The 13152-nt window shown below is 72.7% G+C and carries 13 protein-coding genes and 1 pseudogene; 3 read left to right on the plus strand and 11 right to left on the minus strand.

Annotation, left to right across the window (positions count from 1 at the left end):
* Positions 1–90: 90 nt before the first annotated feature.
* From ACIRPH_RS08905 to ACIRPH_RS08920, 4 genes and pseudogenes are all read right to left on the minus strand, one after another.
* The gene (locus tag ACIRPH_RS08905; protein ID WP_402911246.1) at positions 91–831 is read right to left on the minus strand and encodes a MerR family transcriptional regulator; all 741 of its coding nucleotides are present in this window, start codon (positions 829–831) and stop codon (positions 91–93) included.
* Positions 818–2050, minus strand: a complete 1233-nt coding sequence (locus ACIRPH_RS08910) for an MFS transporter (protein WP_402911249.1) — start codon at positions 2048–2050, stop codon at positions 818–820. Before ACIRPH_RS08910 ends, ACIRPH_RS08905 begins: the two co-directional genes overlap by 14 nt.
* 95 nt (positions 2051–2145) lie before the next feature.
* Positions 2146–2446, minus strand: a pseudogene (locus ACIRPH_RS08915) (IS630 family transposase); the annotation flags it as partial.
* A 254-nt stretch (positions 2447–2700) separates the two neighbouring features.
* Complete coding sequence (locus ACIRPH_RS08920; RefSeq protein ID WP_402911252.1) at positions 2701–3447, minus strand: class I SAM-dependent methyltransferase; 747 nt, start codon at positions 3445–3447, stop codon at positions 2701–2703.
* A 269-nt stretch (positions 3448–3716) separates the two neighbouring features.
* On the opposite strand from ACIRPH_RS08920, the gene ACIRPH_RS08925 reads away from it, so the two are divergent.
* From ACIRPH_RS08925 to ACIRPH_RS08935, 3 genes are read left to right on the plus strand one after another with little or no spacing between them, the layout of a single operon-like run.
* Entirely contained in the window at positions 3717–4226 is a 510-nt protein-coding gene (locus tag ACIRPH_RS08925; RefSeq protein ID WP_402911254.1) for a pyridoxamine 5'-phosphate oxidase family protein, read from the plus strand.
* Complete coding sequence (gene tdh / locus ACIRPH_RS08930; protein WP_402911256.1) at positions 4223–5269, plus strand: L-threonine 3-dehydrogenase; 1047 nt, start codon at positions 4223–4225, stop codon at positions 5267–5269. Before ACIRPH_RS08925 ends, tdh begins: the two co-directional genes overlap by 4 nt.
* A gap of 21 nt (positions 5270–5290) precedes the next feature.
* Complete coding sequence (locus ACIRPH_RS08935; RefSeq protein ID WP_402911259.1) at positions 5291–6295, plus strand: GNAT family N-acetyltransferase; 1005 nt, start codon at positions 5291–5293, stop codon at positions 6293–6295.
* 192 nt (positions 6296–6487) lie between these two features.
* On the opposite strand, the gene ACIRPH_RS08940 is transcribed toward ACIRPH_RS08935, so the two are convergent.
* From ACIRPH_RS08940 to ACIRPH_RS08970, 7 genes are read right to left on the minus strand one after another with little or no spacing between them, the layout of a single operon-like run.
* Positions 6488–7213, minus strand: coding sequence for a GIDE domain-containing protein (locus tag ACIRPH_RS08940; protein ID WP_402911262.1), 726 nt, complete (start codon positions 7211–7213; stop codon positions 6488–6490).
* Between the two features lie 54 nt (positions 7214–7267).
* Positions 7268–7621, minus strand: coding sequence for a monovalent cation/H(+) antiporter subunit G (mnhG, locus tag ACIRPH_RS08945; protein WP_402911265.1), 354 nt, complete (start codon positions 7619–7621; stop codon positions 7268–7270).
* Positions 7618–7875: a monovalent cation/H+ antiporter complex subunit F gene (locus ACIRPH_RS08950; RefSeq protein WP_402911268.1), complete on the minus strand. Its 258-nt coding sequence runs from the start codon at positions 7873–7875 to the stop codon at positions 7618–7620. The genes mnhG and ACIRPH_RS08950 overlap by 4 nt, the downstream gene beginning before the upstream one ends.
* Complete coding sequence (locus tag ACIRPH_RS08955; protein ID WP_402911271.1) at positions 7872–8252, minus strand: Na+/H+ antiporter subunit E; 381 nt, start codon at positions 8250–8252, stop codon at positions 7872–7874. The genes ACIRPH_RS08950 and ACIRPH_RS08955 overlap by 4 nt, the downstream gene beginning before the upstream one ends.
* A complete protein-coding gene (locus ACIRPH_RS08960) occupies positions 8249–9787 on the minus strand; it encodes a monovalent cation/H+ antiporter subunit D family protein (RefSeq protein WP_402911274.1) in 1539 nt (512 codons plus the stop codon). Before ACIRPH_RS08960 ends, ACIRPH_RS08955 begins: the two co-directional genes overlap by 4 nt.
* Complete coding sequence (locus ACIRPH_RS08965) at positions 9784–10092, minus strand: sodium:proton antiporter (protein WP_402911276.1); 309 nt, start codon at positions 10090–10092, stop codon at positions 9784–9786. The genes ACIRPH_RS08960 and ACIRPH_RS08965 overlap by 4 nt, the downstream gene beginning before the upstream one ends.
* Positions 10089–12914, minus strand: a complete 2826-nt coding sequence (locus ACIRPH_RS08970; RefSeq protein ID WP_402911279.1) for a DUF4040 family protein — start codon at positions 12912–12914, stop codon at positions 10089–10091. The genes ACIRPH_RS08965 and ACIRPH_RS08970 overlap by 4 nt, the downstream gene beginning before the upstream one ends.
* Positions 12915–13152 lie beyond the last annotated feature (238 nt).

Here is a 13152-nt window from a genome sequence, read left to right on the forward strand (position 1 = left end):
CCGACGTCGCGTCGTACGCAAGCCCGCGGGAGATGTCCTGGGTCACGGTGCGCCTCGGGGTACGGACCGGTGCGAGGCCGCGGAGCCGCGTCAGGCCCCGTCGGGCCGGGCCAGCCGCTGCTGGACCCGGCGCAGGACGCGGTGTTGCACGGGCCTGAGGTTCTGCCGGTTCAGTTCGTCCATCAGCTCTTCGGCCTGCGCGTCGAGCGGGGGCAGGCCGGCCAGGCGCTGCACCAGCGGCTCGAGGTGCGCGACCAGGTCGTCGATCAGCGAGGAGACCTCGTCGTCGGGGGTGTCGGGACCGAGGGCGTAGAAGCGCGCCGTCAGCGGTGCGGACGCGGCCGTGCCGCTGTCCGCCCCGCCGAACAGGGCGGCGAAACCCGCCGCGCCGTCCTCGCCGAGCAGGTGGCCGACCAGGACCAGCTGTTCGTGCTCGTAGCGGGCCATGTCCGCCGGCATCTCCACCGCCGGGCCGGTGCGCCATGCCGAGAGCTCCGGCGGCAGGTCGGGCGGGGCGCCGCTGCGGCGCAGCGCGGCGATGCCGGCCCGGCGGGCGACGAGCCGTTCGATCTCGGCGGCGGCCTGGCGGTCGAGCTCGTCGAGCAGCTCCTCCGCGGCCGCCGGATCGTCCAGCACCGCGGGGAGCGCGGACAGCGGTACGCCGAGTGCGGTCATCCTCGTGATGCGCAGGAGGCGGACGAGGTGGCCCACGTCGTAGTCCCGGTAGCCTCCGGCCGAGCGCGGCGGCTCGGGCAGCAGTCCGATCTGGTGGTAGTGGCGCAGCGTGCGAACGGTGACGCCGGCCAGCTCCGCGAGCTCACCGCTGAGCATGGGACAGCTCCTTCGGTTCCAGGTCGCGCAGGGCACGCGACATGATCACGGCCAGCAGCACGAGGATCCACACCCCGACGACGCCGGCCCCGGCCAGGACCGGGGTCCCGTACTCCGCCACCACCCCGGCCAGACCGATCCCCGCCGGTGCGGCGACCATCAGCAGGGCGGTCTTGACGCTGAACACCCGTCCGCGTACCGCGCCGGCGGTCCGTTCGACCTGCAGCACCCCGATGACCGCTCCGACCACGGCGTTGCCCAAGCCCAGGGCCGCGGCGCCGGCGAACACGACGGCCGGGGCCAGCAGGGAGGCCATCAGCAGGAAGCCGGCGGTGGTGACGACGAGCCCGGCCGCCAGCCATGTGCGCGCGGGGAGCCGTCTGCCGATGGCGCTGTAGAGCGCAGCGCCGCCCAGCATCCCGAGGGCCAGTGCGGTGAGGACGAGGCCGAGCAGGTCGGGGCGGTCGATGAGGTCGAAGTACAGCGGCATCACCAGGCCCTGCAGCCCGCCGAGCGCCACGGCCAGGCCGACGACCAGGCCCGAGGTGCCGAGCAGGAACCGGCTTCGCACCACCACCGCCATGCCTTCCCCGAGTTCGCGCAGGACCGACCGGCGAGGCGACCCGTCGGACCCGACCTCACCGAGCCGACGCGGCAGCGTCCGCGTCAGCAGCGCCGCGGCGGCCGAGGTCGCCGCGGTGATCCACAGTACGGAAGCGGCGTCGAAGGCGGCGAGCAGCACACCGGCCGCCGCCGGGCCGATCACCAGGGCGGCGGAGGTCAGGGTCTGGCGCAGGCCGACGACCCGTGTCAGGTCGAGCCCGGCGTGCCGGGCCACCATCGGGGCCAGCACCTCGCGGGCCGTCGTCCCCGGCACGTCCCCGAACGAGCCCAGGACGCCCAGCACGATGAACCACGCCAGGTCCAGGCCCCACACCAGGTCGACCAGCGGCAGCGCGGCGACGGAGGCCGCGGAGATCAGGTCGGAGACCACCGAGGCCGTCCGCCGGTTGATCCGGTCGATCACCACCCCGCTGAGCAGTCCGACCAGCACGGCCGGGACCGCTGTCGCGGCCGCCAGCGCCGCCGTGCCCAGCGGGCTGCCGGTCGTCTGCAGCACGATCAGCGGCAGCGCGACCGCCGCGATGCCGTTGCCGAGCAGGCTCAGCAGGTGCGAGGCGAGGTAGGGGACGACGACGAGGGATTGTTTGAGCGGCATGCGACCAGGAAAGACCCGGACGCTGCGTCGGGGTCAAGGCGGTCACGACCGACGGGGCGGTGATCCCGGCCACCGCGGCCCCCGACCGGGACGGACGCCGCCATGGACAACGGTCGGCCTCCCCAGCACAGGCCTTTCTCGCTGCGCACCCGGGCGCGTTCGCGGCGTCGGGCCGCGAGCACGTGCGGGTCGCGGGCGTTGGCGTTGCGCCACCGCAGGCAGGCATGCAGGGCCCGGGGCTGAGCCCCGTGGTCGGGGCGGTGGGAGTTGGCGGTGGGAGTTGGCGGTGGTGAACTGCAGCAAGGGTCCGGAGTGCGCCTCGATCGGGTCGGCCCAGGAGGCGTGGGTGGGGGTGGAGCACAGCTCGACCTTGTTGCGCCGGGCCCACGCGCGCACCCGCCGGTGATGGCGTGTGACCCAGCCGGCGGCAACGACCGGCACGGGTCGGTGCCACGATCGCGACGACGACCCCTCCGCGCGCTCCCAGCGCGCGGGTCCGACCAGGCGTCCGAGCCGACTGCTCCTCGACCGCGGCCCGAGGCGCCGCCCCGTCTCGAAACCGGTCGGGTCGCCGACGAGTGCTCCGGCGGCACCGCAGACCGCTACCGCGGCCGGGTCGACGCGGCCCAGCCCTGTGAGCCCACCGGCGATCAGGAGTCCGGTCTCCCCGACACGGCGCCGGGGCGCTCGGCCTCCAGGATGAGCGCGTGGGGCTGTTCCAGGTAGGGGCGCCAGAAGTCGGCTCCCAACGCCTCCTCCCCTTCGGGCGAGACGCGGTGGGGGACGGCGCGGACGGACCCGAACCCGGCGCCGGCGAGCGCGGTGTCGAGCGTGTGCCTGGTCCAGAAGCGGGCGGAGATCGTCTCGGAGCCCATGTGCAGGACGATCCGCGACGCGTCGGCCAGGGGTGCCTCGAAGGTCAGCGAGAACCCGTAGGGGCTGTAGTAGCCGGGGCTGGTGCTGAGGCCGGGGTTGGCGGGGAGGGCGACGAGCCGGCCTCCCGGCTTCAGGGCCGCGTACGCCTGGGCACACAGGGCGTCGAGCTCGGCGCGGTCGGCGGCGTAGGGCATGACGTACACCGACAGCACGAGGTCGAAGAGCCCGGTGAACGCGTCGGGGAGGGGGGCCTCGACGTAGTCGACGCCCAGGGGGTGGTGGCGCTCGGCGACGCGGGCGTGCTCCAGCATCCCCGGGGAGACGTCGGTTCCGACCACGCGCGCCGCCCCCGCGCGCGCGAGCGTCCGGCTGTGCAGGCCGGTCCCGCAGCCCAGGTCGAGGACACAGAGCCCCGACACCTCCCCCAGGGCCCCGGCGACGCTGGGGAGTTCGAGGTACCTGCGGAACGGCGTCTGCGCGAAATCGTCGTAGATGGTGCCGAGGGCGTCGAACTGGGCCATGGCGGCCTCCTCCAGGTCCCGCCGATCCGGGCGGCGGTCATCGGTGTGCTCTTCCTCTTCCGACTGTACGCCAGAAAAAAGAATGTCTTATGAGCCGCAAAGCCTCTTCTGTTGCCATTGATAAAACCTTGATCTCTTGCTTCAAATGAGGAAATTAGCACCTCCTGTTAAAAAAACCAATAGACCTCCGAAACGCCGGAAAACATGGAAGCAATCTCGTTTGCCCCCCTTGACGAGGGGCATATCGACCGGACCTGACGGAGAGAAAAATGTCTGATTCACAGAAACTTGCAGAGAGAAGTAACTTCCTCATCGAGAACGGCCGGTTCATGACGCTCGCGACCCAGGACCCCGAGGGCGCCTGGGCCTCGACCGTCAACTACGTCCCGCTCCGCGAACCCCTGCGCCTCCTCTGGTACTCCCTGCGCAGGGCGCGGCACTCGCAGAACATCCACGCCCGCCCGATGGTCTCCGGGTCGATCTTCATGACCGGTCTCCCCGGCTTCGGGCTGGACGGCGCGCAATTCACGGGAACCGCTTCCCCGGTGACCGGGGAGGACCTCGAAGAGGTCGCCGAGTTCTACTACCAGCGCAACTTCCCCGACGAGCAGACCCGCCAGGAGTGGCGGCTCCCCCTCACCGAATTCGAGGGGGAGGGCGACCGGCGGTTCTACTTCGTCGAGATCCGGTCCTGGTGGCTGCTCGACATCGACCAGTGGCTCGTGGACATGAACGATCAGCGCATCGCGGTCCCTCTCGCACCGCTGGCCCGGGCATGAACGACGGGCTTCCCACCACCATGGCCGCGCTCTTCAAGCCCGGCCCGGTGGCCGGCCTCCAGCTGATCGAGACGCCCGTCCCGCATCACGGAGACGACGATGTGCTCATCCGTGTCCTCCTGACCGGGCTGTGCGGGACGGACCTGCACATCCACGCCTGGGACGACTGGGCCCGAAGCGCGGTCCGCACCCCTCTGATCCCCGGGCACGAGTGCGTGGGACGCATCGTCGCGACCGGAAGCGCGGTCACCGGGTTGCACGAGGGCCAGATCGTCGGGGTCGAGGGCCACCTGACCTGCGGCCGATGCGAACAGTGCCGTGCCGGGGCCCGCCACCTGTGCCTGAGGAACACCAACCTCGGCGTCCACACCGACGGGGTCTTCGCCGAGTACGTCGCGGTCCCGGCCGCCAACGTGTGGGTGCACGGGGACCGTGTGCCGTTGGAGGTCGCCTCGATCTTCGACCCCCTGGGCAACGCCGTGCACGCGGCCACGACCCACCCCATCAGCGGCATGTCGGTCCTGATCACCGGCGCGGGCCCCATCGGGCTGATGGCCGCACAGATCTGCGCGCGCATGGGGGCGAGGGCGGTGGTCATCACCGACATCAGCTCCTACCGGCTCGGGCTGGCCGAGCACATCGACGTGACCCCCGCCACCGCTCCGCAGGCGGGCCCCGACGAGCTGCGCGCGGCGGGGGGAACCCCCCTGGGCTTCGACATCGGCCTGGAGATGTCGGGAGCGCCCGAGGCTCTCCAGACCATGCTCGACGCGGTCAGCCCCGGGGGGAGGATCGTGGCGCTCGGGCTGCCGTCCAAGGACACCTCCGTGGACTGGGCCGACATCTCCACCAGGATGCTCAACATCCAGGGGGTGAGCGGCCGGCGCATACCCGAGACCTGGCGCAGTGTCGCCGCACTGGTCGCCAACGGGCTCGATCCCTCCTTCGTCATCACCCACAAGTTCCGCTACGACCAGCACGTCGAAGCCTTCGCCACCGCGGCCGGCGGAAAGGCGGGCAAAGTCCTGCTGGACTGGGCCTGACACATCGAGGAGAAAGGCACCATGCCCCTGCACGTGACGCTCGAATTCGACGTCGACAAGCTGGACACCGGCGCGTGGGAGCGCCTGGCCAGGGCGACCCGCGCCCCGGTGTTCTACTCCCCGGAGTTCCTGCGCGCCTTCGACGCCTTCCCGCTCCACCCGGTCGAACGCAGCGCCCACATCCTCGTCCACGACGGAGCGGGGGAGGCGCACGCGGTACTGCCGGTCTACCTCCAGCGGGGAGTCGATCCGATGGGCGCGCTGGCGGCCAACCGGCCCGAGGTTTTGGACCGCCCCCTGCTGCTGACCCACGTGTGGCACTGCTACGAGACGGTCGTCCCCGCCAGGAGCGCCGACGCCGCCCTCCTCGCGCTGGGGGCGATGCGCGACCTCGCGCAGGAGTGGGGGGCAGCGCTGCACGGCGTCGCCAACGTCGGCGCGGGCAGCGCCGAGGAGCACCTGCTCGGTTCCGCCGGCCTGTCGGGCACCCACCTCGACCAGCGCTGGAGCATGGACATCTCCGGACTGGCGGGGTTCGACCCCTATCTCATGACCCTGGAGAGCAAACCCCGCAGGGAGCTCCGCCGCCACCTGCGCCGAGCGGAGGAGGCCGGCGTCAAGATCCGGGTGCTCGGCGTGGACGAGGCCGACCTGGACGGTTTCGTGGCCCTGGCCCGCGGCACGGCGGGGTCCAAACACGACAACGCCGACTACTACCTGCCCGGCGTGTTCCAGGGGTTCCTGGGCTCGTTGGGGTCCTGTGCACGCGTCACCGAGCTGCGCATGGACGGGAACCTGGTCGGAGCGCTGGTGAGCCTGGTCGACGACACCCGCTACCACCTGTGGACTCTCGGCGTGGACTACGGGGCCTGCGAGGGGTTCAGCCCGTCCTACGTCCTGTTCGGCCAGGCCGTCAGGACCGCCTTCGACGAGGGAAGGCCAACGGTGACCGCGGGTAGGCGCAACTCCTGGTTCAAGACCCGGTACGGCCTCCAGCCCGTGGACCTGCGGATCTTCCTCTCGTGAACTTCGGGCCCGTCCCGTGGGGAGCCCGGCTGAACCGCGCCGGGCTCCCCCGCTCCGGTGGGAGTTCAGGAGAACCAGGCCCGCGAGCACGTGCCGGAACTGTCCGGCGGCCGAGCCACGATCCGGACCGTGCAGCTGCTGACGGGTTGCTCTGCGGCTCGCCGTAGCTTCGGTTGCGGGAACCGGGTCTCCTCAGGTGAGGACGAGCCACACGAAGCCCGTCAGCGACACCGCGAAGGCCAGGGCCGTGAAGAGGATCGTCATCCGCTGGGCGTCCCTGAACTCGGGCGCGGGGCGGGTGGAGACGAGCAGCGTGTCCTCGTCGGTGGAGCGGATCACGGTCCTGCCGTCCCCGCGCGCGACCGTGCCGTGCACCAGCAGCCGGGTACCCGGGGCGAGGGCCCACTCCAGGAAGACGCGCCCGCTGTCGGGGGCGATGTGTTCGGCGTGCGGTGTCCCGCCACCGCCCCCTTCCCCCGGCTCGAAGGACTCGTGGGTGAGGGGCAGCCGGTCCCCCGCGGCGCGGTCCGGTTCGCACAGCACCGCGCCGGTCCGGTCGCGCAGGGCGAACGGGGTGCGGCTCTGCCTGGAGTAGAGCAGGGTGTGGCGGATCCTCTCGTGGTAGGTGTCGGGGTTGGGGCTGCGGTCCCACACCTCGATGCGGAACCACACGCAGGAGACCCCCGAGTACGGCGCGGTGAGCAGGCCGTCGGGGCCCGTCTCGGCGTTGCCGTCGACCGCGACCACGGTTCCGGGCGCGGGCAGGTCGCGCAGGGGCGGGGCGTGCGCCTGCTCCAGGGTGCGCAGCCGGGTGTGGGCCCGGTGCGCGAGCCGGAGCAGCAGCCCGGTGACCGCCGTGGCCACGAGGGCGAGGACCTGCAGCGAGGTGCGGACCTCGCCCACCAGCATGTCGTCCATGAGTGTCCTCCCTCCCCGCCCCGACGGTGGGCCGCCGGGGCGGGGCGGTCCCGGTCAGTCCTGTTCGCGGTGCGGCGCCAGGTCGGCCTCGGCGAGGGCGTCGCGCCGGGTGTCCGGGGCGGCGGGGGTGCCGGCCAGGTAGCCGGCGCGGGCCAGGGCGTTGCCTCCGACGGCCGCGGTGGCCAGCTGCACGAGCAGGGCCAGGCCGATCTTGACGGCGTTCTCCACGGTGGGGAACCACAGCAGGAGTCCGAGCAGGAGCAGAGGCGTGCCCAGCCCGGCCGCGATCGAGACCCCGTGCAGGCGGGCGTAGAAGTCGTCCAGGCGCACCAGGCCCCAGGCTCCGACGGCGAAGACGGCCGCGCCGGCCAGGACGCAGAGGAGGGCGAGTCCTTCGAGGGGGGTCATCGTTTGCCTCCGGAGACGAGTCGGGCCAGGGACAGGGCGGCGAGGAACCCGATGAGGGCGCACACCAGGACGAGGTCGACCACCGCGGCGGAGTCCAGGCGCAGGCCCAGGACGATGACGATGCCGACGAACCCGAGGAAGACGATGTCGGATCCGGCGGCCCGGTCGGCCTGGTCGGGGCCGGTGAGGATCCGGTGGACGGCGGCCACCATGGCGGCTCCGAGGAGCAGCAGGGCGATGTCGAGCGGGTTCAACGGTGCTCCTCTCCCGCGGTGGTGCGCGGGTGCGTGTCCCGGGGGCGGGTGATGGCCAGCAGGTAGTCCTCCATCTGGCGGATGTCGTCGTGGAAGGCCTGTTCGTCGTCGGTGTACAGGCCGTGGACCCACAGCGTGGGCGGGTCCGTGCGCGTGGCCACGGTGACGGTGCCGGGGGTCAGGGAGACCATGTTGGCGATGGCGGTGATCTCCGTGTCGGTGCGGCAGCGCAGCGGCACCTCCAGGAAGGCGGGCGTCGCCGAGCTGCCGGGGGTGAGGATGTCCCGGGCGACCCGGAACGAGGAGGTCACCACCCGGGTTCCGTAGAAGAAGGGGAACCACGCGATGCGCGCGGCCCTGCGCAGCAGGCCGTTCATCGGTTCGTCACCGCCTCGACGTAGGCAGAGGTGTCCAGCAGGTGGGCGGCGGCCTGTGCGCTCAGGTCGAGCAGGACCTGGGCGCCCAGGCCGACGCACAGGGTCACCGCGGTCAGGGCCACGGCCGGCAGGACCAGCCCGGTCCTGATCCGGGCCGGGGCCCGGGTGGCGGCCGGAGCGGCGGTGGCGGTGCCGCCGGCGGTTTCGGGCGCCTGCACCGGTTCGGGCTCCGGATCGGTCCCGGTCCCGGGCGGTGGGCCCCAGAAGACCGAGCCCCAGATCTTGAGCATCGACATCAGCGTGATGAGGCTGACGGCGACGGCGATCGCGGCGACGGTCCACTGCCCGGCGTCGAAGGCCGCGGCGACCAGGGTCAGCTTGGCGACGAACCCGGAGAAGGGCGGCAGCCCGGCCAGGGACAGGGCCGCGCCCAGGAAGGCCAGGGCCAGCAGCGGTTGCCCGCGGGCCGCGCCGCGCAGCCGTTCCAGGTCCCCGGTGCCGTGGACGTGCTCGATCGCGCCGGTGGACAGGAACAGGGAGGCCTTGACCACCATGTGGTGGACGAGGTAGAAGATCCCGGCCATGAGGCCGAGCTCGGTGAACAGGGCGACGCCGAGCAGGATGTAGCCGATCTGGCTGACCATGTGGAAGACCAGGATCGAGCGGGTGGTGGTCTCGCCGACCGCGCCCAGGACGCCGACGGCCATGGTCGCGGTGAACACGACCAGGCCGATCCACAGCAGTGAGGCCTCGCCGTCGAAGACGAGGGCGTACAGGCGGTAGACGACGTAGATGGCGACCTTGGTGTGCAGGCCGGAGAAGAGGGCGGTCACGGCCGGGGAGGGCGCGGTGTAGGTGCGCACCAGCCACCCGTGCACCGGGACGACGGCGGCCTTGACCGACATCGCCAGCAGGACCAGGCCCGTGGCGACGGCGACCACGGGCGAGTCCTGGGCGGCGCCGGCGAGTTCGCCGAGCTGGACGGTCCCGGCGGTGCCGTACACCAGGGCGACGCCGGCGAGGAAGACGGTGGAGGTGAGCAGGTTGGCGGTGACGTAGGTGCGTCCGCCGCGCAGGCCGTGCAGGGTTCCGGCGATGGCCATCAGCCCGTAGGAGGGCAGCAGCATCACCTCGACGAAGACGAACAGGTTGAACAGGTCGGCGGTGAGCAGGGCCCCGTACACGCCGCCCGAGAGCACCAGGACCAGCGGGGCGAAGAAGCGGCGTTCGGCCTCGCCGGTGGCGATGGCGAAGGCCGAGCACACCAGGACGAGCAGGGCCGTGGTGGTGACCATCAGGGCGCTGAAGGTGTCGGCGACGAACGGGATGGCCACCCCGGCGGGCCACAGGCCCACCTGGTGGGCGTACACCTGTCCGTCCCGGGTGGCCGCGAGCAGGGCCAGTCCGGCGGCGAGCGCGCCGGCGCTGGTGCCCAGGAGCAGGGACCGGGCAACCCGTCCGGCGGGCAGGACGGTCAGCAGGGCGGCGCCGAGCAGGGGCGCCGCGACCAGGAGCGGGAGGAGCACGGTGTTCATGAGGCGTCCTCGGTGTCGTCGCCCTTGCCGGTGGCGGCGAGGGTGAGCATGTAGATGGTGATGGAGAAGGCGATGACGATGGCGGTCAGGACGAACGCCTGTGGCAGCGGGTCGGCCAGGGCTTCCCCGCCTCCCCCGGCGAGGAGGGGCGCCTCCCTCCGGGAGACGCCGCCGGCGGACATCAGCAGGAGGTTGACGCCGTGGCTGAGCAGGACGAAGCCCAGGACGACGCGGACCATGCCGCGTTGCAGGATGAGGTAGACGGCTCCGGCGATCAGGACGCCGATGGTGATGGCCAGGGTCATCGGGTGCCTCCGGTGGCCGTGTCGTGTCGTTCGGTGGCGGCGGTGCGTTCGGGCGCGGCTCCGGTGCGCGGCAGGCCCAGCTGGTTGAGGGCGGTCAGGATCACGCCGACCACGGCCAGGTAGACGCCGACGTCGAAGACGAGCGCGCTGGTGAAGTGGTAGTGGCCGCCCCACGGCAGCGGGACGTCCGCGTGCAGGGGCCGCAGGAAGGAGCCGTCGGCGAGGCCGAGCAGCCCGGAGGCCACGGCGGTGACCACCCCCGCGGCGATGAAGGCGGGGTAGGCCAGGCGGATGCGCGCCGCGGAGGCGCTGGGCGCCACCAGGTAGGCCAGGGCGAAGGCCGAGCCGCCGACCAGTCCGCCGATGAACCCGCCTCCGGGCGCGTTGTGTCCGCGCAGGAGCAGGTAGGCGGACCAGATCAGGAGCAGCGGGATCAGCACGCGGGCGACGGTGCGCATGATGACGGTGTTGGCGTCGGCGTCCCGGACCGGGTTGGTGCGTCCCACCGCCGGTCGGGGTCCGCCGTCGGCGGTGAGCCCCGAGGAGTGCAGGACGGCGATGATGATGAGCCCGGCCACGCCCAGGACGGTGAGCTCGCCCAGGGTGTCCAGGGCCCGGTAGTCGACCAGGATGGTGTTGACGACGTTGGTGCCGCCGGTGTCGGCGGGCGCGTTCTCCAACAGGTGGGTGCTCACCGCCGAGGGTTCCCGGCGTCCGGTGAGCAGGTAGGCGCCCAGCCCCGCGGCCGTGCCGGCGGCGACGGCGATCAGCGCGGTGGCGGCGGTGCGCGAGGGGCGGGCGCGGTGGAACCGGGCCGGCAGCCGGCGCAGGACCAGGACGGCCACGACCACGGTCAGGATCTCCACCAGGAGCTGGGTGAGGGCCACGTCGACGGCGCCCAGGAACAGGAACCAGAGGGCGACGGCGAACCCCGCCACACCGGTCAGGGCCAGGGCCGCCAGCCGGGACCGTGTCACCACGGCGGTGAGCACCGAGACGGCCACGAGGGCGACCATCATCCAGTCCAGGGGCCGGGAGGTCCCGTCCGCCGGCGTCCCGTAGTCCGGGCCCAGGACGGCCACCGCGGCGGCGAACACGATGATCAGGACGAACGGCACGGCCAGGTGCCGGGCCGGTGCGTCGCTGCGGGTCGGGTCGCCGGTGCGCGCGCCCAGGGCGATGAGCCCGGCGTGGACGCGCTCGAAGACGCCCGTGCCCGTCACCGGGAGCCGCAGCCGGGAGGACGCGGGGTCCCGGACGGTGGCGCCCCAGGCCATGAGGGCCCCGAGGAGCAGGGCGGCCGCCGACATCGCCAGGGCCGGGTTGAGGCCGTGCCACAGGGCCAGGTGCGCCTGCGCCCGTTCGCCCGTGGCGTCGGCCGCGGCGCGTTCGGCCATGGGGTTCAGCAGCGGCGCCGCCGGGCCCAGGGCCAGGCCGGCCAGGGCTGCGGCGGCCGGGGCGGACAGGAAGAGGGCGCCCGCCTCCCGGGGCCGGTGCGGACCGGGGTGGCGCACCCGGGCTCCGCCGAAGGTCCCGTACACGAACCGGAAGGCGTAGGCGACGGTCAGCGCCGCGGCCAGGACCGCCGTGACGGCGGCGAGCGGGCCGAGCCAGGTGGGACCGGGCGTGTGCAGCAGGGCCTCGAAGAGGTTCTCCTTGCTGACGAACCCCAGCAGGGGCGGCACCCCCGCCATGGACAGCGCGGCCAGTGCGCCGACCGTCGCGGTCACGGGCATGGCACGCCGGAGGCCGCCGAGTTCGCGCAGGTCCCGGGTTCCGGTCTGGTGGTCGACGACGCCGACCGCCATGAACAGCGTCGCCTTGAACAGGGCGTGGGCCAGGGTGTGGACGGCGGCGGCGATGAGCGCCTGGGTGGTGCCCACGCCGATGACGGCGATGAGGAAGCCGAGCTGGCTGACGGTGGAGTAGGCGGTCAGCTTCTTGAGGTCGTGGCTGCGCAGGGCGAGCAGCGCCCCGAGGAGGGCGGTGGCCAGGCCCGCCAGGAGCAGGGTGGCGCCCCACAGGGCCGTGTCGGCGAAGGCCGGGGAGAACCGCATCGCCAGGTAGACGCCGGCCTTGACCATGGCGGCGGCGTGCAGGTAGGCGCTGACCGGGGTGCTGGCGGCCATGGCGTCGGGGAGCCAGTAGTGGAAGGGGAACTGGGCGGACTTGGTGAACACCGCGACGATGATCAGTACCGCGACCGCGGTGGTGAAGCCGGTGTCCTGGGTCCAGGACAGGTCGCCCAGGATGGTGCTGAGCCGGGTGGTGCCGGTGCGCACCCAGAGCAGCACGACCGCCGCGAGCAGGGCGAGTCCGCCCAGCGCGGTGAGCAGGAAGGTGCGCACCGCGGGCCGGGACGCCGAGGGGCCCGACAGTCCGATCAGGTAGAAGGAGCAGATCGTGGTCAGCTCCCAGAAGACGAACAGCAGGACGATGTCGTCGGCCAGGACGAGCCCCGTCATCGCCAGGGCGAAGGCGCTCATCAGCACGTAGAAACCGGTGCGGCGCCCGGGCGGGAAGTAGCGGGCGGAGTAGGCCATGACCAGCGCGCCCACGCCCAGGACCAGGACGCAGAACAGCCAGGCCAGGCCGTCCATGCGCAGGGACAGCCCGATGCCCAGGGCGGGCATCCAGGCCAGGGAGGCATCCGGCGCCGGACCCCCGTTCCAGAGGTCGGGGCCGCGGGCCAGGACGGTGGCGGTGAGCAGGGCGAACACCGCGGCCAGGGGCCACCCGGCGGCACGGCCCAGCAGGCGGTCGAGCACGGGAACGGACAGGACGGTCACTGTGAGTACAGCAAGGAGGAGGAGCAGCGGCACGCCGCGTCCTTTCACGGTTCCTCGTCGGCCCCCGGGCATGCCGGCGCACACCGGGGGACGGTCCGTGCCCACGGGCACGGGACCACCGGCGATCAGGGAGCGAGGATGGTGTGGGGCACTCCGGGAGTGCCGCGCGCACGACCGGGACGGGGCAGGCCCGTCCTACCCGCTACGGGTGTGCGCGGTCCGGGTATGCCGAAGCGGCCCGTGCGCGCACGTGCGGCGGGAGAGGTCGTTG

Origin of the sequence: Nocardiopsis sp. NPDC101807 (genome assembly GCF_044766605.1) — a bacterium.
GTDB lineage: Bacteria > Actinomycetota > Actinomycetes > Streptosporangiales > Streptosporangiaceae > Nocardiopsis > Nocardiopsis tropica.